32 protein-coding genes are annotated in these 23,167 nt (G+C 33.6%); all 32 read left to right on the forward strand.

Annotated elements, in window-relative coordinates; genetic code table 4:
• The first annotated feature begins 142 nt into the window (after window positions 1-142).
• The 32 genes from H6411_RS05065 to H6411_RS05220 all read left to right on the forward strand — a co-directional run bounded on the left by H6411_RS05065 (window position 143) and on the right by H6411_RS05220 (window position 23,114).
• A complete protein-coding gene (locus tag H6411_RS05065) occupies window positions 143-1,018 on the forward strand; it encodes a hypothetical protein (protein WP_216083560.1) in 876 nt (291 codons plus the stop codon).
• A gap of 7 nt (window positions 1,019-1,025) precedes the next feature.
• Window positions 1,026-1,787: a hypothetical protein gene (locus H6411_RS05070; protein WP_216083561.1), complete on the forward strand. Its 762-nt coding sequence runs from the start codon at window positions 1,026-1,028 to the stop codon at window positions 1,785-1,787.
• Window positions 1,788-2,579: a hypothetical protein gene (locus tag H6411_RS05075; protein WP_216083562.1), complete on the forward strand. Its 792-nt coding sequence runs from the start codon at window positions 1,788-1,790 to the stop codon at window positions 2,577-2,579.
• Between the two features lie 6 nt (window positions 2,580-2,585).
• Window positions 2,586-3,095, forward strand: coding sequence for a hypothetical protein (locus tag H6411_RS05080; protein ID WP_216083563.1), 510 nt, complete (start codon window positions 2,586-2,588; stop codon window positions 3,093-3,095).
• Window positions 3,096-3,620, forward strand: a complete 525-nt coding sequence (locus tag H6411_RS05085; protein WP_216083564.1) for a hypothetical protein — start codon at window positions 3,096-3,098, stop codon at window positions 3,618-3,620. It abuts the gene before it with no gap.
• Window positions 3,621-3,629: 9 nt separating this feature from the next.
• Entirely contained in the window at window positions 3,630-4,457 is an 828-nt protein-coding gene (locus H6411_RS05090) for a hypothetical protein (protein WP_216083565.1), read from the forward strand.
• Entirely contained in the window at window positions 4,457-5,278 is an 822-nt protein-coding gene (locus H6411_RS05095; RefSeq protein ID WP_216083566.1) for a hypothetical protein, read from the forward strand. Before H6411_RS05090 ends, H6411_RS05095 begins: the two co-directional genes overlap by 1 nt.
• A 3-nt stretch (window positions 5,279-5,281) precedes the next feature.
• Window positions 5,282-6,049 carry a hypothetical protein gene (locus H6411_RS05100; RefSeq protein WP_216083567.1) on the forward strand — a complete coding sequence of 256 codons (768 nt, stop codon included), beginning with the start codon at window positions 5,282-5,284 and terminating at the stop codon, window positions 6,047-6,049.
• 3 nt (window positions 6,050-6,052) lie between these two features.
• Window positions 6,053-6,847 (forward strand): hypothetical protein, encoded by a 795-nt coding sequence (locus H6411_RS05105; RefSeq protein ID WP_216083568.1) that lies wholly within the window; start codon window positions 6,053-6,055, stop codon window positions 6,845-6,847.
• Window positions 6,848-6,851: 4 nt separating this feature from the next.
• A complete protein-coding gene (locus tag H6411_RS05110; protein ID WP_216083569.1) occupies window positions 6,852-7,613 on the forward strand; it encodes a hypothetical protein in 762 nt (253 codons plus the stop codon).
• A 2-nt stretch (window positions 7,614-7,615) separates the two neighbouring features.
• Window positions 7,616-8,374 (forward strand): hypothetical protein, encoded by a 759-nt coding sequence (locus tag H6411_RS05115; RefSeq protein WP_216083570.1) that lies wholly within the window; start codon window positions 7,616-7,618, stop codon window positions 8,372-8,374.
• A gap of 2 nt (window positions 8,375-8,376) precedes the next feature.
• Window positions 8,377-9,177: a hypothetical protein gene (locus H6411_RS05120; RefSeq protein ID WP_216083571.1), complete on the forward strand. Its 801-nt coding sequence runs from the start codon at window positions 8,377-8,379 to the stop codon at window positions 9,175-9,177.
• Window positions 9,178-9,181: 4 nt separating this feature from the next.
• Window positions 9,182-9,661, forward strand: coding sequence for a hypothetical protein (locus H6411_RS05125; protein WP_216083572.1), 480 nt, complete (start codon window positions 9,182-9,184; stop codon window positions 9,659-9,661).
• Window positions 9,662-9,669: 8 nt separating this feature from the next.
• Window positions 9,670-10,437: a hypothetical protein gene (locus H6411_RS05130; RefSeq protein WP_216083573.1), complete on the forward strand. Its 768-nt coding sequence runs from the start codon at window positions 9,670-9,672 to the stop codon at window positions 10,435-10,437.
• Window positions 10,438-10,441: 4 nt separating this feature from the next.
• Complete coding sequence (locus H6411_RS05135; RefSeq protein WP_216083574.1) at window positions 10,442-10,909, forward strand: hypothetical protein; 468 nt, start codon at window positions 10,442-10,444, stop codon at window positions 10,907-10,909.
• Between the two features lie 4 nt (window positions 10,910-10,913).
• Window positions 10,914-11,420: a hypothetical protein gene (locus H6411_RS05140; RefSeq protein WP_216083575.1), complete on the forward strand. Its 507-nt coding sequence runs from the start codon at window positions 10,914-10,916 to the stop codon at window positions 11,418-11,420.
• Window positions 11,421-11,594: 174 nt separating this feature from the next.
• Window positions 11,595-12,383: a hypothetical protein gene (locus H6411_RS05145; RefSeq protein ID WP_216083576.1), complete on the forward strand. Its 789-nt coding sequence runs from the start codon at window positions 11,595-11,597 to the stop codon at window positions 12,381-12,383.
• Between the two features lie 3 nt (window positions 12,384-12,386).
• Window positions 12,387-13,205 carry a hypothetical protein gene (locus H6411_RS05150; protein WP_216083577.1) on the forward strand — a complete coding sequence of 273 codons (819 nt, stop codon included), beginning with the start codon at window positions 12,387-12,389 and terminating at the stop codon, window positions 13,203-13,205.
• Window positions 13,205-14,095 (forward strand): hypothetical protein, encoded by an 891-nt coding sequence (locus tag H6411_RS05155; RefSeq protein ID WP_216083578.1) that lies wholly within the window; start codon window positions 13,205-13,207, stop codon window positions 14,093-14,095. Before H6411_RS05150 ends, H6411_RS05155 begins: the two co-directional genes overlap by 1 nt.
• 3 nt (window positions 14,096-14,098) lie before the next feature.
• Entirely contained in the window at window positions 14,099-14,854 is a 756-nt protein-coding gene (locus H6411_RS05160; protein WP_216083579.1) for a hypothetical protein, read from the forward strand.
• Window positions 14,855-15,667 carry a hypothetical protein gene (locus tag H6411_RS05165; RefSeq protein ID WP_216083580.1) on the forward strand — a complete coding sequence of 271 codons (813 nt, stop codon included), beginning with the start codon at window positions 14,855-14,857 and terminating at the stop codon, window positions 15,665-15,667. It begins immediately after the preceding gene.
• Window positions 15,668-15,675: 8 nt separating this feature from the next.
• On the forward strand, window positions 15,676-16,167 hold the full coding sequence (locus H6411_RS05170) for a hypothetical protein (RefSeq protein ID WP_216083581.1): 492 nt from the start codon (window positions 15,676-15,678) through the stop codon (window positions 16,165-16,167).
• Complete coding sequence (locus H6411_RS05175) at window positions 16,168-16,971, forward strand: hypothetical protein (protein WP_216083582.1); 804 nt, start codon at window positions 16,168-16,170, stop codon at window positions 16,969-16,971.
• Between the two features lie 3 nt (window positions 16,972-16,974).
• Window positions 16,975-17,733: a hypothetical protein gene (locus H6411_RS05180; protein WP_216083583.1), complete on the forward strand. Its 759-nt coding sequence runs from the start codon at window positions 16,975-16,977 to the stop codon at window positions 17,731-17,733.
• 6 nt (window positions 17,734-17,739) lie between these two features.
• A complete protein-coding gene (locus tag H6411_RS05185) occupies window positions 17,740-18,564 on the forward strand; it encodes a hypothetical protein (protein WP_216083584.1) in 825 nt (274 codons plus the stop codon).
• Window positions 18,564-19,406, forward strand: coding sequence for a hypothetical protein (locus tag H6411_RS05190; RefSeq protein ID WP_216083585.1), 843 nt, complete (start codon window positions 18,564-18,566; stop codon window positions 19,404-19,406). Before H6411_RS05185 ends, H6411_RS05190 begins: the two co-directional genes overlap by 1 nt.
• Window positions 19,407-19,537: 131 nt before the next feature.
• The gene (locus H6411_RS05195) at window positions 19,538-19,972 is read left to right on the forward strand and encodes a hypothetical protein (protein WP_216083586.1); all 435 of its coding nucleotides are present in this window, start codon (window positions 19,538-19,540) and stop codon (window positions 19,970-19,972) included.
• A gap of 173 nt (window positions 19,973-20,145) precedes the next feature.
• Window positions 20,146-20,673: a hypothetical protein gene (locus H6411_RS05200; RefSeq protein ID WP_216083587.1), complete on the forward strand. Its 528-nt coding sequence runs from the start codon at window positions 20,146-20,148 to the stop codon at window positions 20,671-20,673.
• 6 nt (window positions 20,674-20,679) lie between these two features.
• Window positions 20,680-21,486, forward strand: coding sequence for a hypothetical protein (locus H6411_RS05205; protein ID WP_216083588.1), 807 nt, complete (start codon window positions 20,680-20,682; stop codon window positions 21,484-21,486).
• Window positions 21,487-21,489: 3 nt separating this feature from the next.
• Complete coding sequence (locus H6411_RS05210) at window positions 21,490-22,317, forward strand: hypothetical protein (RefSeq protein ID WP_216083589.1); 828 nt, start codon at window positions 21,490-21,492, stop codon at window positions 22,315-22,317.
• 19 nt (window positions 22,318-22,336) lie between these two features.
• Window positions 22,337-22,855, forward strand: coding sequence for a hypothetical protein (locus H6411_RS05215; RefSeq protein WP_216083590.1), 519 nt, complete (start codon window positions 22,337-22,339; stop codon window positions 22,853-22,855).
• 121 nt (window positions 22,856-22,976) lie between these two features.
• Window positions 22,977-23,114, forward strand: coding sequence for a hypothetical protein (locus H6411_RS05220; protein WP_216083591.1), 138 nt, complete (start codon window positions 22,977-22,979; stop codon window positions 23,112-23,114).
• The last annotated feature ends 53 nt before the right edge of the window (window positions 23,115-23,167 follow it).

The raw sequence follows: 23,167 nt of genomic DNA on the forward strand, positions 1-23,167 counted from the left end.
TTATGTTCTTTGTGTAGGTTAAATATGTTTTGTATTTAGAAAAAATATAGAAAGAAAATTTTGACCGTGTTTATAAGTCACCGACTTAAAAATTATTAGTTTGTGTATTTAATTCAGTTTTTAAATTCTGTTCAATAAATTAATGTCAGTAGCAAAAGCAGCTGGAGCTGCCGCAGTTGTTGTTGGAGTAGCAGGAACAGGTTATGGCGTTTCTGAGTATTTGAGAAAACCTTATACACTTTCTAATTTTCTGTCTTCTGATAAAGGTAAAGATAAGAAAGCAGAATATGACCATCAATTAGGAGGAGTAACCGGAAATGGCGATATTTTGGTAGCTAATATTGCTGAGAATGAGAAATGATGGAAAAGTAGATTTGATAGTTTGAATTTGGAAAGTATAGATAAGAGCACTGCTTTTAATAGCGTTACTACTTATAGTGCTGATACTTCTTCTAGAACGGCTATAAACAAATTATGCGATGATGCTTATAAAAAGCATGTTTCAGAGTTTTCTGAAGTTACAAACGTCGATAAGAGTAAATACAAAAAGAATGTTGAATTGTTCTGTACTGTTTCCGGAAAAGAGGGATCAGTAGTATTGGGAATTAAAGGTATTCCTACTACTTTAAAAGGTCAGAGTGGTTATTCTGAAACAACAAATAATACTAAATATGGTTACAAGCATGCAGATCAACTGATTTCTACAGTAGCTGATAGAAATAGGGGTTTTTGAGAAGAAAGAGTTAAGAAGTTGGTATCTGGAGATTCAGTCACTTTTGTTTCTGGAGGATTTTTTGAAAATAATTTCAAAACAGCTTTTGATGCTTATAAAGCCGAGACTAAAGACGTTGATAAACCAAGCAAATTAACTTCTGCTGTTGAAAAATTAAAAGAAGGTTGTAAGGCTAAGTATGGGCACACAGATGCCATTAATAGTAGTGACCAAGAAAAATGAACTGAATTTTGAAAATTCTGTTCAGTTGAAGGAAAACTTCCAGATAATTGAAAGCCTAAATAATTAAGTTATGTCAGTAGCAAAGTTAGCTGTAGGAGCTGGATTAACTGCAATTGTAGTTGGTAGCGGAGCAAGCGCTTTTGTTTTGTATGTCCCAGGTATGCCGGAGTATGAAACTATTGGAACACCCTCTACAGATAAATTCGGAGAGGATTTCCAAAAACATTTTGTTGATGCATCAACAGGAAAAAACAAAGATTGATGAGAGTGATCTTTTAAATATAGGTACTATTGGAATCCCGCTAAGAGTAGTGAGTTTAAGAATTTAGATTCTGCAGATAAATTGAGAGGAAAATGCAGTACTGCATATTCACAAAAGACAAAAACAGAAATTTCATTAGATAGCGGAAATACTAAGAAAGAATACGAAAATGAAGTATGAATTTATTGTTCTATAGAAGGGTTCAAGCCTATAACTATTGAAGAATCTAACAGTTCTGATGATGATGTTTATAAGAATTCTGAAACTTCTTCTTCTAATTTAGGAAGAACTAAAAAAAGTAAGTTAATTTCTTTAAATGATGAAAGAAATAATAAATTTTGAGAAATTCAAGAAGCTGCATTTTTTAAGGATGGAGATAAGGAAGGTTTAGGCAATAAAGCTTCAGATGCTTCTGCAGGTTTTCAAACTGTTTATAAAAAGACAACTAGAGAAAGTGCCGATACTCTTAAAAACGCATGTAAAACTAGGTATCAGGCAACATCTACCTCTGGAGATGCATCTGAAAAAGAAACACTAAGATTCTGCTCTCTTCAAGGAAAACAAGATTAAATGTCACTAGAAAAAGTAGCTATAGGAACTGGTGTAGCAGTATTGGTTGCTGGAGGTGGTTATGGAATAAGTACTTTATTTAATGGAGGTATGCCGGAATATTCAGCTAGGCAAAAGGGAAGTTCTACTGATAAGTATGTAGACGATTATCCAGATTATTTTGTAGATGCTTCAAGTAACGAAAACGATAGTTGGTGGAGTTGAGTTTATAAATCTAGATATCTGGTAGGATCAGACGGAAAAGATTCTGATGGCAAAACACGACCAACACCTAAGAGAGGTTTTTTGGCAGGCATAACTGATGGAAGTTCTATTAAGAGTGTTTGTTCTCAGGTTTATGGATCTCAAAAAGCCAAGATAAAGAAAGAAGATGGAACTCTTAGCAATGATGAGTATTCTGAGGCAGATGTTTGAAGGTATTGCACTGCTGTAAATAAGAAACCTATATTGATTAACTTGGCAGAAACTGAGTTAAAAAACAATAAGAAAGAGAAAGAAGGTTATGATGATACAACTTATGGAAATACAAATAAAGAAAACTTAGTTGCTATATCTCCTGAAGATAATAAATATTTTTGAACAGAACAGCAAAGATTGTTTTTCGGTGAGAAGAGCAAGAGATCCGGAAAACACGCCCAACATAAAACATTCCAGGATCTTTGGACAAGCAAGACAGGAAGAGTAAAAGAAACATGTCATTCTGTGTATATCTCTACTAAAGCGGAAAGTACTGATGATGCTGACTTGAAAAAGGATTTATTTAAATTCTGCTCTTTAAAAGGAGCAGAGTAATAAATTATGGATCCACTTAAGGCTGGAGCTGTAGCAGCAGCGGTAGGAGTTAGAGCAACTGGAGCGGGCTTTGGTATTTCTAGTTATGTAAATACACCTTATTCTTTAGATAGTTTTTTGAGTACTAAAGATGGAGAGGCTAAAAAGAATGACTACGAAGGTAAATTAGGTGGTTTAAAAGGGAATGGAAAGTTATTCGTTGCTAACATAGAATCAAATAAATGATGATGGGAGAAAAGATTTGAGGAAACGAAAAATCAAAACGGAGATAAGAGTACTGAATTTACAGGTTTGACGACTTATAGTTCTGATACTTCATCACAGAAGGCAATAAATAAAGTGTGTGATGAAGCTTATAAGGCGGATAATACTAAGTTCGGTACAGATGATTCAAGTGCTGCCAATACAACTAAGTACAAAGTAGATATAGCTAAATATTGTACTTTTTCTGGAAATGGAAGTGGAATTACTTGATTACCTGTAGCTACACAATCTACTGTAGTAGCGGGAGGATAGATGGATCCAACTAAATTAGCCGTAGGGATCGGAGCAGCTGCGTTAGTAATAGGAGGTGGTATAGGAATAAAGTTTGCTGTTAGTGGTAAAGTGGTTACTTTAGAAGGTCATAAAGATTACTTTGGAGAAGGAAAGGGGACAAAAGTAGGTAATAAATTTGCTTCATTGCTAGCTTCAACAGATGATGATGTAAATGTTTCTTTTTGATCTTCTAGAGTTCATGATTTAGCTTCTAAAACGCCAGATATAACTCTTGCAACAGATGGGTTTTTTAAAGATGCAAAGACCGATTTTGAAACTTATAGAGATGAATTGAAAAAAGAAAAGTCAGCTCAAACAGGCATAGAAGAAAAAGCCAAAAAAGCAATTGAAAAGGTAAAGGGAAAATGCAAAGCTAAATATGGTGAGGATTTTACGGATACAACTATTTCTGCAACTGATAAACCAAAGTGAAAGGAATTCTGAGAGTTTTGTTCTGTAGAAGGCGTAGATAAGACCGAATCTATGGTTAGCTCTTCACAATAAATTTAGATTATGGATCCAATAAAAGCCGCAGCAGGAGCTGGAGCAGTTGCTTTAGTTATAGGAGGCACAGCATATGGAATCTACAATTCGATCGATCCAATGCCAGAATGCGATGTTTTGTCATCAATAAGTGGTTTTGGAACAACGGGCGATTATCAGAGCAGTGAAAGTAAATATGGTTATTACTATGGAAGATATTTAGTTGATCCAGACAAGATTACTGGTTCAAAAAATAAAGATTGATGAGAATGATCCTTTAGATTATGAAAATCTAGCAATAAGAGTGAATTAGGAAGCAAATTTAAAGATGTTAAATCTTCTTATAAATCTGATTCTGATAACAACGAAAAAGATAAAGCTTTAAATCAGATTTGTAAGGCTGCTTATAAAGAAGCAAAAACAAGTGTTACTGCGGCGGGCAGCAATTCTCAATTTAAAGAATCAGATGTTTGATTATTCTGCTCTATATCTCCTACAAGAACAAAACCTGTATTACTTAAAGATTCTGGAACTCAAAATATTCAAGAAGACAAGAATTTAATTGAAGATACAGCGACAGATGAAAAATGAGGGAAAAAATATAAAGATGATTTGGTTTCTACAAGAGTATCAAGTAATGATTGATTCTGAAGTTTAAGAGAGAAGGAATATCCTATATCAGCTATTAATGAAACTGTTGATAATTCAACTCAAGATATTTTTAAGTTAAGAAAAAATAACAGAAAAACAGTTAAGCAGACTTGTCAAGATGCATATGAAAAGGTTTCAAGTAATACAAACGAAGTTCCAGAACAAGAATTAAAAAAATATTGTTTTTTAGAAAAAATATCTAATTAATGTCAGTTAAGTTGGCTGCAGGAGCAGGTTTAGGCGCAGCAGCGGTGATAGGAGGTGGAGGTTATCTTACTTATGACTTGCTTAATAGAGATTATTCCCCTAAAGTTTTAGGAGATCTAGAAAATAGTGTTTTTACTTCAAGATATTCTTCTACAACCTTTTTTGCGCATAAATATAAGAAATATTTAGTAGATCCTGAAGATTCCAGAAATAGATGATGATGGGAAGAAAGATATCAGAATTTGAAAGATGCGATAGCAGATAGCAGCAAGAATATTAAGTTAGATGAGGTTTTTTATAAGACTAATGAGAATAAAGTTACTGTAGCTTTTGGAAATGCAGCTACTTCTTTAAATAAAGTTTGTGGTGTTGTGTTTGGAGAAGACGAAAGCAATTGAAGCTCTTCCCCAAATAAAAAATCTAATGTTTGAACTTATTGTTCAATACTTAAAGAAGAGCCTAAGTTAATTTCAACAACAGATGGTTTTGAAACTGGTAAATTTGGTGGAGATACTAATCATCATAACAAAGCAGTATCAGCTAAACCAAATGAAGAATTCAATAAAGAATTTTGAGATTTAAGAAATAGAGAGTTCTTTGGAGAAAGCGGCAAAGATGGAACAGGGAATAATGCTTCAGAAAAATCTTTATTTAAAGAGCTTTATGCAAAGAAACCTAAGAGAGGCGATTCAGACAATATTAAAAGTGTATGTCATGAAGCCTATGATCAACATAAGTCACAAGGAGAGACTGAACCAAAAGTTAAAGATGAAGATATCAAAAGGTTCTGTTATTTAGTTCCAGAACCAGCACAAAAGTAATTTATGGATCCAACTAAATTAGCTGTAGGAACAGGAGTGGCTGTATTAGCAGTTGGCGGAGGTTATGGAGTAAGCGCTTTATTTAATGGAGGTATGCCAGGTTATTCAGCTAGAGAAGTTAATAAAAGCGATAAGAAGTATGTAGATGATTATCCAGATTATTTTGTAGATGCTTCAAGTGGCGCAAATGATGGTTGATGAGATTGAGTTTTTAAGAATAGATATTTTGATAAGGAAGATAGCACCTCTTCTAAAAATCCAGTTCCTGGCAGTAAATTTAAGGGAGTTAAAAGCGGTTCAAAAGGAAGTGATTCGTTAAAGAATAAGTGCAAGGAAGTTTATTTGCAAGATGCGAGCAAAATAAACAACACTGTTACAGACGACGCTAATAAGTATTTTGAAGCGGATGCTTGAAGATATTGTACTGCTGTAAATAAGAAACCAACAAATATTCCAGATCCAACTGATAATTCCGAAAAGTATGATTCAGGAACTTTTGGAGAGACATATAAGGGAAAACTAGTTGCTATATCTCCTGAAGATAACAAATATTTCTGAGATGAACAACAGAGGTTATTCTTTGAAAATGATGGTGGTAGATCTGGAAAAAAAGCAGAACATAAAACTTTTCAGGATCTTCTAAACAAAAAAACAGGAAGCGTTAAAGCAACATGTGTTTCTTTATATAAACAACAAACAAACGCGAATTCAGATGAAAATTTTAAGAAAGATTTATTTAAGTTTTGTTCTTTAAAAGGAACTGAAAATTAGATTATGGATCCAGTTAAAGGAGCTGCGGGTTTAGGAGTAGCAGCGTTGTTAGTTGGCGGAGGATATGCATTGAAAAGAGGATTGGATAATTGAAATCCAGAAATTTCCTTTCTTTCTGATATTGAGTCTACTGAATTTCAAAAAAGTTATACAGAAGGAACTTTAGGTGAAAAGTATGGAAAGTATTTAACAAATCCTAATGAAAATGAAGAATGATGAAAACAAAAATATGAAGATGTTTTAAAGAAAGTTCATGATGCCTCAGGCAATCCTAAACCGAATGAGAGTTTAAGTGATGAATTCAAGAATGGGGCAGTAACAAAGGGGTTTGACAAAAACGACAATAAAGCTTTAAATAAAGTTTGTGATACTGCTTTTAAAAAGAAATTTGATACTGATATAAAACCAACAGGAGATACTACAAAAGATAGATATAGGGCGGACATTTGAAAATATTGCACTATTTTCGAGAAAGAATTGTTAACTGTTAAAGATTCAGAAAGCGATACATATACAGCTAATTTAGGAAAAACTAAAGAGGGTGTTTTAGCAGCTACCAAAACTACTAATAATGACTTGTTTTGAGAACGAAAGCAAAAAGAGTTTTTCTATGGAGGGAATAATAAGAATGGAACAGGAGAGGATGCAGCTGGAGGTAAGCCTTTTAAGCAACTTCATGATCAAAAATCATCAAAAGCAGATGTGAAAGGGGAATTAGAGAAAGTTTGCGAAACAGCTTATGGAGCAACAGATAATGAAGCAGAAGTTGTCAAGTATTGTTCTTTATTAGATAAGTAGTTTTATGTCTGTAGCAATAAAAGCATCTGTCGCTGGTCTACTAGTAGTTGGAACGGCAAGCGGAGGATACCTGATATATGAATCTACTCGTGAACGAGTTTATTTGTTGAAAGACATGAAAGGTTTTTCTACAAGTTATGCAAATACTACTTTTGGGGGTAAGTATGGTAGATATTTATTAGATCCTGCCTATAACAAAAGCGGATGAGAGGATGCACATAAAAGATTAAGTTCTGCCAAGAGTGAAGAATTCAATGGAAGTGGTAAAGTTACAGAAGCGCATAGCACATCTACTGCAACTGCTTTAAATAAAGTTTGTGAAGTAGCTTTTAAAAAAACATATTCTGATATTTCTAGTAAAGCTAATTATTTGTCAGATATTTGAACATACTGTTCAATACTTAAATCAGAACCTAAATTAGTTTCATCAACTGAAAAATCTTATTCAGGCAAATTTGGAGGCAAGGACGGAATTAAAGATAATTTAGTTTCTGTTTCTGATGCTGATAAAGCAGCAAATGAATCTTTTTGAAATTTAAGAAATAAAGAGTTCTTTGATGAAATTTCGTCTGAATCTATCGGTAGTTTAGCTCAAGGGAGTATTTTTGTAGATTTGTATAGAAAGGAAAATAGAAATAAAGATGTGGACAATATAAGAGAAGCATGTAAAAGTGCATATGGCACAACAGATTCAGAAACTGACAAGGTAACAGATCAAGATCTTAAATTGTTTTGCTATTTAGTTCCAGAAAAACAAGTTAATTAATTATGGATCCAAAGTTAGCTATAGGAGCAGGAGTTGTTGTTTCTGCAGCAGCAACAGGATATGGCGTTTCTTCTTGATTGACTCAGGAGCCAAATAAAGTTCATATAAAAAATGCAGGAACAACAGAAGGGCGTTTAAATTTTGATTTTCAACACCATTTTGTAGATGCTTCTGATACAGAAAACGATAAGTGATGAGATTGAGCTTTTAAGAGCAGGTATTCAGGCAAAAAAGTTTTAAGTACTCAATTTAAGAGCGATATTGGGAATGGCTCGCAATTGAAAAGTAAATGTTTAACCGCTTATTCTCAAGATATAAAAACAGAAATACATCCAAATCAGGAAGCCAACGATAAAACGCAGTATGAGAAAGACATTTGAACTTTCTGCTCTATAGAAGGAGATAAGCCGATTACTATCGAGGAGGCTGGTGATGAAGAACCAGATTTTAAAACTGGAGGTACGAATGCTAATAATTTTGGAGTAACTAATAAGAAACACGTAATTTCAACTAAAGACGAAAGAAATAATAAGTTTTGAGAAATACAAGCACAAGCTTTCTTTAAGCCTACTGATGGATTAGGAAGTAAAGCTACAGATGCAAGCTCAGAGTTTAGCGCTCTTTATAAACACACTGACGAGAAAAAGAAAACAGTCGCAGAATTAAAAAAGACTTGTGAGGACAGATATAAAACAACCTCTGATACTAATAAAGATAAAGAAACTTTTAGATTTTGTTCCTTAAAAGGTAAACAAGATTAATTATGGTTCCAGCAGCTAAAGGAGGGATTGCACTTGTTTTGCTAGCTGCAACAAGTACTGGAGGATATTTCTTATTTAATTCTCAAACAGGAGAAGTGAAACACCCTGTTGTTCTTTCTTCTAGAGATAATTTAACCAACTCTTATGCAGCAGAAAAGTTTGGAAATATTTATTCAATTTATATGGTTGATCCTAACAATGAAGAGAATAAGTGATGATGAGAAAAGGTATATGGAGACTTCCAAAAAGACTTGACTAACGATAGTAAGAAAGCTGGTTTAAGTACAGAATTTACAAGTGAAAAAATCAATAAAGCTTATTCATCAAGTTCAGCAAATGGGGGAAATACGGCATTAAATCAAGTTTGTGATGTTGCTTTCAAGAAAAACTCTACTGAATTAAACAATCCTGCAAATTATGAAAATAATGTTTGAGCTTATTGTTCTATAGTTAATGCTAAATATAAGTTTGTTGATATTGCAAATGCTGGAAATAAATTAATTTCAGATGCGCAACATAAAAATAAAGCTGTATCAGCTGAAAATTCAGATAATTCTTCTTTCTGAGACAAAAGAAATAAAGAGTTTTTTGGAGAGGCAAATAAAGCCGGAACGGGCGTAAAATCTTCTGTAGGATCTATTTTTGAAACTTTATATAAAAGTAAGTCATCAACACCCTCTACTAGCGACAATATAAAACAGAAATGTCAAGAATCTTATAATCTAGAAAAAACAGGAAGTAATACACCTCCTAAAGCTACACATGAGGATATTAAAAAATTCTGTTATTTAATTCCAGAGTAGATTTATGACACCACAAGCTGCTGGAGGAATAACCGTAGGAGCTGTTTTAGCAGGAGGGACAGGAGTTGGAGCTTACATGCTTGCCACTCGTGCTGGTGATCCTGTTACTCTTAAGCAAGTTTTAGAAAGGGTAAATAATGATGATTACAGAGGTAATACTAAGTTAGTTAATCAAGGCACAAATAAAGATTTTCTAGTAGCTAATGTACAAGAAAACCAAGATTGATGAAATGCTAGGTTTGAAAAATATAAATCGTCTCAAACAAATAAACTTGATTCGCCCGCTTCTGATAATTTTCAGCAAGTGAATAAGGGTTATCACAATACAGACGCTAATGCTTTAAATATTGTTTGTGATACCGCTTACAAAGCAGATAAGTCTGGATTCGCTTTAGATACTGGAACTGGTGAAGATGAGAAAAATTACAGAAAAGATGTTGAGAAGTTCTGTACTGTAAAAGGAGAAGAAAAGTTAACTGTATAGTTTTTACAATGATTCCCTTAAAAGTAGCAGGCGCATCTGCAGTATCTGTGGTGGTTTTGGGAGGGGGAGGTTATTTGGTTTACGACAATTTGATTGACACTTATATAAGAACTTTAGATACTACAGGTTATGGCAACGACACTTTTGGCAAGAAGTATGGTAGATATTTATTAGATCCAAATAGTTATAAAAATAAAGGTAGGTGAAGTAAGGAGTATGACAGTTGAAGAGTGTATAAGACACAAAGTACAAATAGTTTAAGTTCTGAATTTCAAGATGATACTAAAGTAGATAAAAGCTATTCAAATTCACAAGAAGAAAGAGCTTTAAACAGAGTATGCGAAGTTGCCTTTAAGGCTCAAGTGACTGAAGTTGAAAACTCAAGTAAGTCTAATTACGACGATAATGTTTGAATGTTTTGTTCTCTTTTAGACGCAAAACCAGTGTTTATTAATCAAAGTGATGCAGAATATAGTGGTAAATTAGGACAAGTTGTGACATATAAAGATAAAGCTATGTCATCTAAAAAGCCAACAGGGACAAACGATACTAATGCTTCATTTTGAGATCTGAGAAATAAAGAATTTTTTGAATTAGGATGAGGAAGTAATGCAGCTAATGATTCTATTTTTAAGACTCTTTACGATCAGAGAGGCAGCTTAACAGATAAAGAGAACAATAACGTAAGAAAAAAATGCGAAGAAGCTTATAAAAAAGATACAAACAGTCCAGAAAAAGATGATATTAAAAAGTTTTGTTATTTAATTCCAGAGTAGACTTATGACACCACAAATGGCAACAGGAGCTGCAGCAGGGATTGCTGTTGCTGGAGCAGGAGGAACAGCTATAGCTTATGCTTCAGGAGCGTTTGGTTATCCTACATATTTTTCTGTAGCAAAAGAGGCTGAAGAAATTAAAAACAAGAAGAAGTATATAGGGGATAATGAAAAGGAAGTTAAAGGTTGGCTTAAAGAAGCAAACAAGGAAACAACTTATAAACAGGCTCTGAAAACTAAACTATCTAGTATGGATGGGAAGGGACTTCCTACTAAACCAGATCAAACAATAATTAATAAATTGGAAACACCAAATACTTTGGAAGAAAACGAAGCAACATCCATTTACAACTATGTAACTGCGTGATGTGACTCTAAAAAAGATTTGAAGCACAAAGAGGGCGGAACTAATGATACATTTGATGTCTTTAAAGGAGTTTGTTTTGTAAATAACACACCCTCTGCGACCTAATATCATGACACCACAAGCATTAGGAGCAGGAGCAGCCGGGGCAGCAGTAATAGGAGGCGGAGGAACTTTGGCCGCTTATGCTGCTGGTGCATTCGGCAATTCTCCCTATGGTGATTATTACTTATATGCAACAGCTTCTACTACAAATGGTGGTCAGGATAGGAAATATATAGGTAGTGATTTATCTAAGATTCAGGAGTTACTTAAAGCGGCGGATGGTTCTAGTAGCTGAAGAGCGAGTATAAAAAATACTCATTGGGATGAAATGGTAAAAACTGTTAATTCCCCTTCAGGATTAACTAAGGATGTAATAGATAACGTTAAAGATACTGGAAATCCTAGATTGAATGATTTTTCCTCTTACATTAATAAATGATGTGAAAGAACAGCAAGAGAAAATGTAGATAAATCAAAAAAGGAGAACGGCCAGTGAGATTCGGAGAAATTTAACGAGACAGATAACGTAAAATGAAAAGCCTTCAAGGAGGTTTGTACAATTCAAAAAAACTAGTTAAAAAGCCATAAATTCTTAACTGCATTAAACAAAACTTGATTAAATTTAATTTTCAGGGTTTTTTTGAAAAATAGCAATTATATATTCTGTAAATAGTGCAGGAAATATAAATTCATAACAAAATCTTCAAGATTTTATGAGTCTGTTTATAAGTTTGCGAGTTATTAATTAATGGATCCGACTAAATTGGCTGCAGGAGCTGGAGCAGCAGTGTTAATAGGCGGAGGAGGTTATGGGATAAGTGCTTTGTTTGATGGTGGAATGCCTGGTTATTCCCCTTTTAAAAGGAATACATCAGATGCTAATAAATATGTTGATTCCTATCCAGATTATTTTGTGGATGCTTCAACTAATTCGAATGATGATTGATGAGATTGGGTTTTCAAGAATAGATATCCCGCTGAAGCAAGTAGTACTTTGCATGGGTCTAAGTTTAGAGGAGTTAAAAGCGGCGCGAAGGGAGAAAGTTCGTTAAAGAGTAAATGTAGTGATGTTTATGCTCAAGACACAAATAATGTAAATACTACCGCTACAGATGAAGCTACTAAGTATTTTGAAACTGATGTTTGAAGATATTGTACCGCTGTTGAGAAAAAACCAGTATTAATTCAGGATGCAGAAAGCAAAATAAAAACAGGCAAAAAAGAGGATGAAGATTATGGCGAGAATGATTACGGAAAGGCACATAAAGCAAAATTAGTATCTGCAATATCAGAAAACAATAAATCTTTCTGACATGAACAACAAAGGTTGTTTTTTAAAAAAGGCGGGGAGAGATCAGGAGAAAATGCAAAGGGCGCAGACGACACGCCCTTTAAAAGACTTTGAAAAAATCAAAGAGGAAATTTACAAGATACATGCAAAGGAGTGTATAAAACCCAAAAGTCTAACGATAATTCAGATACAAATTTAAAAGAGGACTTGTTTAGGTTTTGTTCTTTAAAAAGATCAGAGAATTAGTCTATGGATCCAACTAAATTAGCCGTAGGAGCTGGAGTGGCAGTATTGGTAGGCGGAGGAGGTTACGGGATAAGCGCTTTATTTAACGGAGATGTAACTCCGAACTATGAGATTTTAAAGGAAGATCCTAAGTTTAGTTCCGATTATTCTGATGCAAACAAAGTCGGAAAACTATATGGCAATTATTTAATAGCTCCTTATGGTTCTAGAGGCAAAGAAAACACTGGAGATACAACTAAATCTAACAATAAAGATTGGTGAGAGTGATCTTATGCAAGATGAAAGAAGGATTTTGATGATGCAGCAATAAGAAGCACTTTAAGTGATGAATTTAAAGATGAAACAAAAGTGAAACCTGCTTTTTCAGGTACGGTGGTTACGGGAACAGGAGCCAAACCTTTAAATCAAGTTTGTGAAGAAGTTTATAAAAAACAAAAAACCGATGTGTACCATAGTTCAGATGTCAAGAAAGCAAGTCTTTGAAATGATATGTGAAAATATTGCTCTTTCTTTGATACTCCTTTGACAATTGTAGAAAAGAGCGCTCATAGATATACAGGAAATCAATATGGAGCAATTAAAAAATCTGATTTAGTTTCTGTTGAGGATAAGAATAATAGCGCTTTTTGGGATGTAAGGAACAGTGAATTTTATGCACCTAACGGAGATAAATCAGGAACAACTGTAACTACTGGAATATTTCATACCGAAAAAGCAAAAAACACTCATATCAAAAGTATTTGTGAAGATGCATATACAAAATCTAGTTCTGATAGTGGATATGCGGAGGCAGATGTTGTTAAGTTCTGTTCACTAGGATAATGTCAGTAGCAAAAGCAGCTGGAGTTGCGGCAGTCGTAGTTGGAGTAGCAGGAACAGGTTATGGAGTTTCTGAATATTTAAGAAAGCCTTATCTACTTTCTTACTTTTTGTCTACTAGTGATTTCCAAAGCAAAAAAGGAGAGTATGAGCATAAATTAGGAAGAGTTGGCGGGAATAGTGATGTTTTGGTAGCTGATATGAAAGAGAATGAGAATTGATGGAAGAATAGGTTTGAGGAGTTAAACGAAAAACATAAAGAAAGAAGCACTTCTTTTACTGGCGCAACTACTTATAGTCCTGATACTTCTTCATCTCCAAAAGCAATTAATAAGTTGTGTGATGAAGCATATAAGAAACATGTTTCAGAGTTTTCTGAAGATAAAACCGCAACAAACAATAGCAAGTATAAGTACAAAAAAGATGTTGAGTTATTTTGTACTTTATCAGGCAAAGAAGGATCTATTGTTTTGGGATTAGAAGGAGTTCCTACTACTTTAAAAGGACAAAGCGGCTATTCATCAGACAATGATAAGTCTAAATATGGTTACAAACATGCTGATGAATTAATTTCTACAGTGGCTGATAGAAATAAAGTATTTTGGGAAAAGAGGGTTGAGAAACTGGCAAAAGAAACTTCTCTAAATTTTGATGCAAATAGTTTTTTTAAAGATAATTTCAAATCAGCATTTGAAACTTACAAGAGTGAAAGTAATACTTCTAATAAACCAAGCGAGTTAAAAGCGGCAGTTGAGAAATTAAAGACAGATTGTAAAGCAAAATATTCATATACTACTGAGCCTGTGGTCGGAGATCAAACTAAGTGAACTGAATTTTGAAAATTCTGTTCTGTTAAAGGAGAGCTTTCAGATAATTGAAAAGTAAATAGTTAGGCAATGTCAGTAGTAAAACTTGCTGTAGCAGGAGGTTTAACAGCCATTGTAGTTGGAGGAGGTACTGGAACTTTCTTTTTGTATGTGCCTGCAATGCCTAATTACGAAACTATTAAGACACCAATAGAAAATAAGTTTGGTCAAGATTTTCAGAAACATTTTGTTGATGCTACCGAGAATAACAATTCAGATTGGTGAAATTGGTCTTTTAAATATAAGTACTATTGAAATCCTGTTAAAAGTATGGAATTTAAGGGTTTAAAAAGTGGAAATGATTTGAGAAGTAAGTGCAGTGCAGCATATGCAAAAGCAACCAAAACAGAGATTTCTAGAGATAATGATGAGACACAAGAGAAATACGAAACAGATATATGAATTTACTGTTCTATAGAAGGATTTAAGCCAATAACTATAGATAAATCTAATAGTTTTGGTGATGACATTTATAAAACTGGCACCAATTCTACTAAATTAGGGGGCACAAAGAAAAGTAAACTAATTTCTTTAAATGATGAAAGAAATAATAAGTTTTGAGAGATTCAGGAAGCAGCTTTCTTTAAAGGGAGCGATGATGCTGCAGGTTTAGGTGCAAAGGCTACAGAAGCCTCTTCAGTTTTTAAAACTCTTTATGACAAAACAAATAGAGAATCAACTGACACACTTAAAAGTAAGTGCAAAGAAAAATATGATGGCGATTCTAATACAACATCAGATAAAGAAACACTTAGGTTCTGTTCTCTTCAAGGAAAACAAGATTAAATGTCAGTAGAAAAAGTGGCTTTAGGAGCAGGAGTTGTTGTATTAGCAGTTGGCGGAGGATACGGTATAAGTGCTTTATTTAATGGCGGAATGCCTGATTATTCTCCTTTTAAAAGGAGCGCAGTTGACAATACTAAATACGTAGATTCTTACCCAGATTATTTTGTAGATACTGAAGATCCAAAAAATGATCCTTGATGGGACTGAGTTTATAAAACGAGGTATTTAGCTAAAGATGGAAAGACATCTGACGGCAAAGAAAGACCAGAACCTAAAAGAGGTTTTAAAGATAACATTAATGGCTGAGATGATGTTAAAAAGGCTTGTAAAAGTGCTTATGGAGCAGAGACAGGCAAAATTAAATCTAATACTGAGGATCCAGGAACTGATGAATATTATGAAGCAGATGTATGAAGATACTGTACAGCAGTTAATAAAAAACCAATAGTTGTGAGTTCTGCCCCTAAGGGGGATTCGGGTAGCCAAAAAGAAGATAGTGATTATGCAAGTGGTACTTTTGGGCAAACCAATAAAGATAAATTAGTAGCTATAACTCCTAAAGACAATGAATCTTTTTGACAAGAACAGCAAAGATTATTTTTCAAAAAAGGAGGGAATAGATCAGGAGAGAATGCAACCAAGACAAATAATTTTTTATTTAAAGCGCTTTGAGATAAGGGTTCAGGAAATTTAAGAGATACTTGTTTAACGGCTTATAAGGAAAAAACAACAGTATCATCAGGAGAAACGCAAAAAGTTAACGAAGATGATCTGTTTAGGTTCTGTTCTCTAGAGGGTAAAAAAAGTCAGTAAATTAAAAGATGGATCCACTAAAAGTTGGAGTAGCAACTGTTGTTGTAGCTGTTGGAGCGACAGGGACAGGAATTGGAGTTTCAAAATATTTGAATACACCCTATAGTCTTAAAAGTTTTTTAGATAGTGATGATGGGAAGTCTAAAAGGAATGAATATTCAAGTAAATTAGGGGGTATAGATAAAAACCAAAAGTTATTCGTAGCTAATACAAAGAGTAATGATTGATGATGAAGAAAAAAATATAAGGAGTTACAGCAAGCTGAGAGCAAGAGTACTGAGTTTAATGCAGCTACCGATTATAGTGAGGATGCTACTGATACGAATAGTAAAGCAATAAATAAATTATGTGATGATGCTTACAAGAAAGATCCTTCAACTATTAGCACAACTGCAACAGACACAAATCCTACCTATAAACAAGATATAGCTAAGTATTGTACGGTTTCTTCTCAAGTAGATGATATTACTTGAACAACTACAACTGGAGCAGCGGGATAGATGGATCCAACTAAATTAGCCGTAGGAGCTGGAGCAGCGGTTTTAGTAGGCGGGGGAGGTTATGGGATAAGTACTTTATTTACAGGAGGAAATATGCCTGGTTATTCTCCCAGGAACGTGAATGCAACTAATACTAAATATGTAGATAATTATCCCGATTATTTTGTAGATGCTTCAAAAGGGAAAAATAGAGAATGATGAGACTGGGTTTATGAAACTAGATATTTAGTAGCAAGAGAAAATAAAACTTCCGATGGACAGACAAGACCGGAACCTAAACAATCGTTTATTGGTTTAGAAAGAGGTTCTGGAGATGATAAGTCTATTCAAAAAGTTTGTCGTGATGTTTATGGAGTAGACAGTAATAAAGTTAAAACAACAGGAAATATTGGCGATGGAGAATATTCTGAAGCAGATGTATGAAGGTATTGTACAGCAGTTAATAAAAAACCTGTTCTTCTTAGCAGTTCTGATGCTGCTGTAACAGAAGAAAAGACAGGATATACAAATAATACTTATGGTGATACAAAAAAAGACAAGTTAGTAGCTATAACTCCTCAAAATAATGCATTTTTTTGACAAGAACAAGAAAGATTGTTTTTTGAAGCAGAAGGAGGAAGATCTGGAAAATTAGCAACGGGAGGAAGCAGCGCTTTATTTAAAAAACTTTGAAGTAAAAGGTCAGGAAGTCTAAAAGAAACTTGCGAAGAAGCATATAAGGTAGACAAAACAAATGATACAGGAGACAGTAAAAAAGTAGAAGAGGCAGATTTGCTTAAGTTTTGTTCTTTAGAAGGTAAATAGATTATGGATCCAGTTAAGGTAGCAGCCGGAGGAGTAGTTGCAGTAGGAATCGGGGTCGGTGGATATGGCGTTTCTACTCTATTAGCAGGAGAACCAGATAGAGTTCATATAAAAACTGCGGGAACAGAAGGAAATTTAAGTTTCGATTTTCAACATCACTTTGTGGATGCTTCTGGTACAGAAAATGATAAGTGATGAGATTGATCTTTTAAGAATAGATATTCAGGGAAAACAGATTTAAGTAGTGAATTTGGGAGCGGCGTTGGAGATGGTTCGCAATTGAAAAGTAAGTGTTTGGCTGCTTATTCTAAAGAAATAAAAACTCATATACATTCTGATACAGAAGAAGCAGATAAGAAAAAGTATGAAAAAGACATTTGAACCCTCTGTTCTATAGAGGGAGATAAGCCGATTACTATTGAAGAAACTTTGGAAAAAGAACCGAGTTTTAAAGTTGGTGCTACGCATGCTAGCAAGTTTGGAGGAACTAATAAGAAGCATGTAATTTCAACTCAAGATGAGAGAAATAATAAGTTTTGAAAAATACAAGCACAAGCTTTCTTCCAATCTACTAATGGATTAGGAAGCAAGGCAACAGTAGAGAATTCAGAATTTAAATCTCTTTATGCATCGACCGAAAAATCCAAAAGAACATCAGAAGAGCTAAAGAATGCTTGCAAAACTAGATATGAAGCAGAGCCCGAAGACAATAAGAATAAAGAGACTTTTAGATTTTGTTCACTAAAAGGAAAGCAAGATTAGTTGGTTATGTTGCCCGCAGCTAAAGCAGGAATCGCTCTTGTTGTATTGGCTTCAACAAGTGTAGGAGGATACTATCTTTTCAATTCAAACACAAAAGAAGTAAAGCAGACTTTTGTACTTGCATCTAAAGTGAAAACAGATTTGGACAGATCTTACACAACTGAAAAATTTGGAAATGTTTATTCAATTTATATGGTTGATCCTAACAATGAGAAAAACAAATGATGATGAGAAGCGGTTTATGAAGCTTTTAAATCTGATGTGAGTGGTTCATCTGAAAAAAGTAAATTCAGCACTGAATTTCAGAACGTTAGTGCTATAGATCAGGCTTATTCAAAAAGTTCAAATGATACTAAAGCATTAAATCAAGTATGTGAAGTTGCTTTTCAAAAAACAAAAACTGACGTTTCATCTACCACTAAACCTAATTATGAAGATAATGTTTGAACATATTGTTCAATACTTAGATCTCATCCAAAAGTAATACCTGATTCTGTAGATGCCGCTTATACAGGCAAGAATGGAGAAACACATAAGGGTAAAGCCGTTTCTGTTTCTGCAGAAGATGATGAAGCTAATAAATCATTTTGAGATTTAAGAAATAAAGAATTCTTTGATATTGTTTCTTCTAAATCATCGGGGAATTCATCAAAAGGAAGTATTTTTAAATCTTTATATGGAAAGAAAAGCGATGTAAGAGGCGATGAAGATACTGTAAAAAAAGCATGTGAAGGCGCTTATGGAAAAGTTAGTTCTGAAAACACCGAAGCAAGCCAAGAAGACATTAAAAGATTTTGTTATTTAGTTCCTGAAATAACTGCTGATAGTTAATGGATCCAGTAAAAGGAGCAGCCGGCCTAGGAGCTGTAGCTTTAGTAGTCGGTGGAGGATATGCTTTAAAAGGAGGATTGGATAATTGAACTCCTGAACATTCCTTTCTATCTGAAATGGATAGGTTTAAGGAGGTTTATACTGAAAAAACTTTCGGAAGAATATATGGAAAATATTTGATAGATCCTAATAAAGATGAGGCTTGATGAAATAAACAATACAAGGATGTTTGATCAAAGGATTATGAGCCACAAGCAGCAAGCACTGTTCAAACCAATGACAGTTTAAGTGTTGAGTTTAAAAAAACAGAAAAAGTAGATAAAGCTTTTGGTGCAAGCGGTGATACGAAAGCTTTAAACAGGGTTTGTGAGATTGCATACAAAAAGGATTCAAAAGAACACATAAAGCCAGAATCCGGCAGCGATTCAACAAAACAGAAATATAGAGAAGCTATCTGGAAATACTGTTCTATTTTTGGTAAGGAATTGCTAACAGTAAAAGATGGAGGAGGCAATAGTCTTGATGCAGGAAAAATAGGAAAAGCAAAAGAAGCAGTATTAGCTTCTGTTAATTCTCCAAATAACAATGAATTCTGAAAGCGTAGGCAAAAAGAGTTCTTTTATGGAGGAGATAATAAAGAGGGAATAGGCAAAGATGCGAGCACTGGAAAAGCTTTTGGCAATCTTTATAAAGAAAAAGACAGTAAATCTGAAACAGAAGGAGCTTTAAAAGAAACTTGTAAAAATGTTTATTTAGAAGCGTCTTCAGACAACACTCTACAGACGGAAGCAGTTAAGTATTGTGGCTTAATAGAAGAAATTTCAACAGAAGCAAAACCTTAATCTAAAAACCCAAACTTTTCTTAATACCTACATACAGTTGTTTAATTGACTATTTCTTTTTTCCAAGCACAAAAAATAATTATGTTTTTTGTCCGTATTACAATGGGCTTTTGAGATCTTATTTGGGGAGAGTGAGCGCTTCAGAAAACATTGAAAACGATAAAGAACAACAGTTAGTAGTAAAGTTAGAGGATTTATTTGATCCTAAGTTAGCTGAAACAGTCGCAATGACTGATCATTTTCATGCTAAGTTAAAGATTGTTAGTGATGCTCGCCAAATTAAATCAGTTCTAGAGGGTTTTGAGTTACTTAAAAATTTTTGTGATACATGAATATCAAGGGGTTCAAAAGCTTATGTGTTAGAAACTCCTGAAAATATTCCAACACTTCAAGGATTTAGAATCGTTTGTCTAATAGATAATGCTGTTTGAACGACTTTTGAGAATGTTAGAAGGGATTTTCAAATAGGAAATACAGTTAAGTTGATTGGAGCATGAGGGCAAGTTTTGAAATGCTTAAAAACTAAAGATAAATTCTTTGTTTTCTTTTTACTTTCATTGGAATAATTTAAGTGGGTTCTAAGATAAGAATTTCAAATTTAGAAAATTAGGAATAACAAATAGTTAGATTAAAAATTTTTCAAAATTCATACGAGAAAGATTCAATGTTCGACACGTTGAAAGTTACATAATATTAATTAGGGAAATATTGTTATTTTCAGAAGATACCTTACTAATAAATGGATCCAACTAAATTAGCTGTAGGATCAGGAATAGCTGTAGTAGCAGTTGGAGGAGGTTTAGGTGCTAAGTTTGCAGTTGATGCTAGGACACCGTCTTCTTTGAAAAATAATGGTGAATATTCTGGTACAGGAGATAAATCTAAATATGGTTACAAGAATGCAGATAAATTGATGTCTACTTTAGCTGTAAGAAATAATTTCTTTTGGGAAGAAAGAGTTTTGGATTTAGCTAAACAAGAACCGATTAATTTGTCGACGGGAGGCTTTTTTGGCACAAGCTTTAACGAGAAGATTACAGCTTATAAAACCGAAAAGGGAAACAGTACTTCAAATGAAACAACTATAAAGGAGAAATTAGATGAAGCTGTTAAAGACCTTAAAGAGAAGTGTAAATCAAAGTATGACGATGTATCTACTTCTATGACATCTGGAGATGATGCAAAGTGGAGAGAATTTTGAGAATTGTGTTCTGTTTCTAAACAAGTTCCATCTAATTTAGAAGATACGTTTAGTGTAAAAGCATAATAGACAATGGCATTAACAAAAGCAGCTGCAGCAGGAGCTGGGGCTATATTGATAGCTTCTGGAGGTTATGGCGTTTCAACCATTTTCACCAAAATACCTAATATGCCAAATGTTCATTCGGTTATTAAAGAAAGCAGTGCTTTTTCAACTAATTATGCAAGCGGAAAGTTTGGACATACATATGGAGATTATTTAGTTGATTCCAATAAAACAGAAAATAAAGATTGATGGGAATGAAGCTTTAACTATATCTTTTGAAATACTTCATGAAATGATTTGAGCAAACAATTTAAAGGAGTTAAGCAGGCTTATACTTCTGATGCATCTGTAAACAGCGCCACACATTTAAATAGAGTTTGTGAGACTGCTTATAAAGATACAAAAGCTAATTTAGAAGCAGAAGCAAACTCTAAATACGCAAGTAATGTTTGATCTTTTTGTTCTCTATTTATTAATAAATTAGTAACTGTTGATCAGTCATTAAATAAAGATGGTTATTCAACTTCATCAGGAAAAATAGGCCATGAACAGAAATCAAAGTTAATTTCTGCTGTAGATAAAAGAAATGATTTGTTTTGAAAATTTAGAACAGATGAATTCTTTGCTGATACAGGGACAAGATCAGGAAAAACTGCAACAAATGAGAAATTTTTCCACAAGTTTTATAACGATAATAAAGATTTAACAGATAAGCCAAGCATAAAAAGTAGATGCAACGAAGGATATGAAAAATCTTCAGGCACATCTGATTCTTCAGATACCAATCCTAAAGCAGATGAAGTTGTTAAGTTTTGTACTTTAGAGGGTAAGTAATAGATGGATCCAGTTAAAGGAGCAGCTGGTTTAGGCGCAGTAGCTTTAGTAGTTGGCGGAGGATATGCCTTGAAAGGAGGTTTAGATTCTTGAACACCAGAAGTTTCTTTTCTTTCTAAAATGGATGAAGCAACTTTTAAGAAAGATTACACAAATGATAAGTTTGGTAAGAAGTATGCTAAATATTTGACAGATCCAAATAAGAATGAATCTTGATGAAAGAAAAAATATGATGAAGTTTTGAAGAATGAACAAGAAGTAAAAGGAGAGAATGGTCAAGTAACAAATAACAACAATTTAAGCAGCGAATTTCAGAAAGGAGCGGTTTCTAAAGGATTTGATTCAAAAGATACTAATGCATTAAATAAGGTTTGTGAGGCAGCTTTTAAAAAAGATTTGACAGATATAAAGCCTTCTAGTGGCACAAACACAGATAAAGACAAATATAGAGCAGGCATTTGAAAATACTGCACTATTTTTGAAAAAGAATTGCTAACCGTTAAAGATGCGTCAAATTCAAGTTCTTATGATGGCAGTAAGTTAGGAAAAACAGAAGAGGATGTATTAGCTGATACTAAATCTGAAAATAACAAAATATTTTGGGAAAGAAAACAACAGGAATTTTTCTTTGGAGGAACCGATAAGAAAGGAATAGGAAGCAAAGCAACTGCTGATAAGGCTTTTGGAGATCTTTATAAGAAAAAAGACTCAAAAGAAAAAGAAGTTGGTGCTTTAAAAGGGGTTTGTGAAACAGTTTATGACAAGGAAGATAATGATTTAAAAAATGAAGTTATCCTTTACTGTTCTTTATTTGAAAAAGATAGTCAATAAAAAACAAAATAATTAGATTATGACACCACAAACAGCAGCAGGAATAGCTGCAGCCACAGTAGCTGTAGGAGGAACTAGTGTTGGAGCTTATATGTTGGCTAAAAATGGCAATACCACCATTACTCTAAAGCAATTTTTGAGCGATGCAAAAACTACCAACAAAACAGAATATACAGAAGGAAATAAGTTAGCTTCTGTAGTTAAGAATCAAGAAAAACTAGTAGCAAACGTTTCAGCAAATGAGTCTTGATGAAATAGCAGGTTTGATAAGTATAAACAACCAAAAACAGAAGACACTTCTGTTTATACACTTAGTAGTTCGTCTGAATCAACAGTATTTCAAGCTGTAGAAAAAGGATACAGCTCTGAAAATGGAGATGCAAATAAAGCACTAAATCAAGTTTGTGATGCTGCTTATAAAAAAGTTAAAACTGAGTTTCAAGGAACTGATGGAAATGACGATAACAAAAAGAAATATACAAATGATGTTAAAAAATTCTGTACTCTGCAAGAAAATGCAGATTTAACAATTAGTTAATACATTTAAGACACTTGTTGTTGTTTGAAAATTGAAAATACTTTTCCTTTTTAATTAATTAAAAACCGCATAAACAGCCTCATAAATAGTCATTCATATAATACGTTCAAATAATTTAAAAATGGAAATACCAAAAAGCATGGTGGCAGTAACTGCTGTTAATTTTGCGATGTTGATTGGAACTACTTATTTGACTGCTCAGTTGAATCTTAAAACGGATGGTAATTCATGCAGTTCTTCTACAAGTTCAACCAACTAAGACTTGATAAATAATTTTTTGATTCTATTAATGCTCTTTGTTTTTTGAGATTA

Origin of the sequence: Candidatus Mycoplasma haematohominis (assembly GCF_902712995.1) — a bacterium.
In the GTDB taxonomy this organism is placed as follows: domain Bacteria; phylum Bacillota_I; class Bacilli_A; order Mycoplasmatales; family Mycoplasmoidaceae; genus Eperythrozoon_B; species Eperythrozoon_B haematohominis.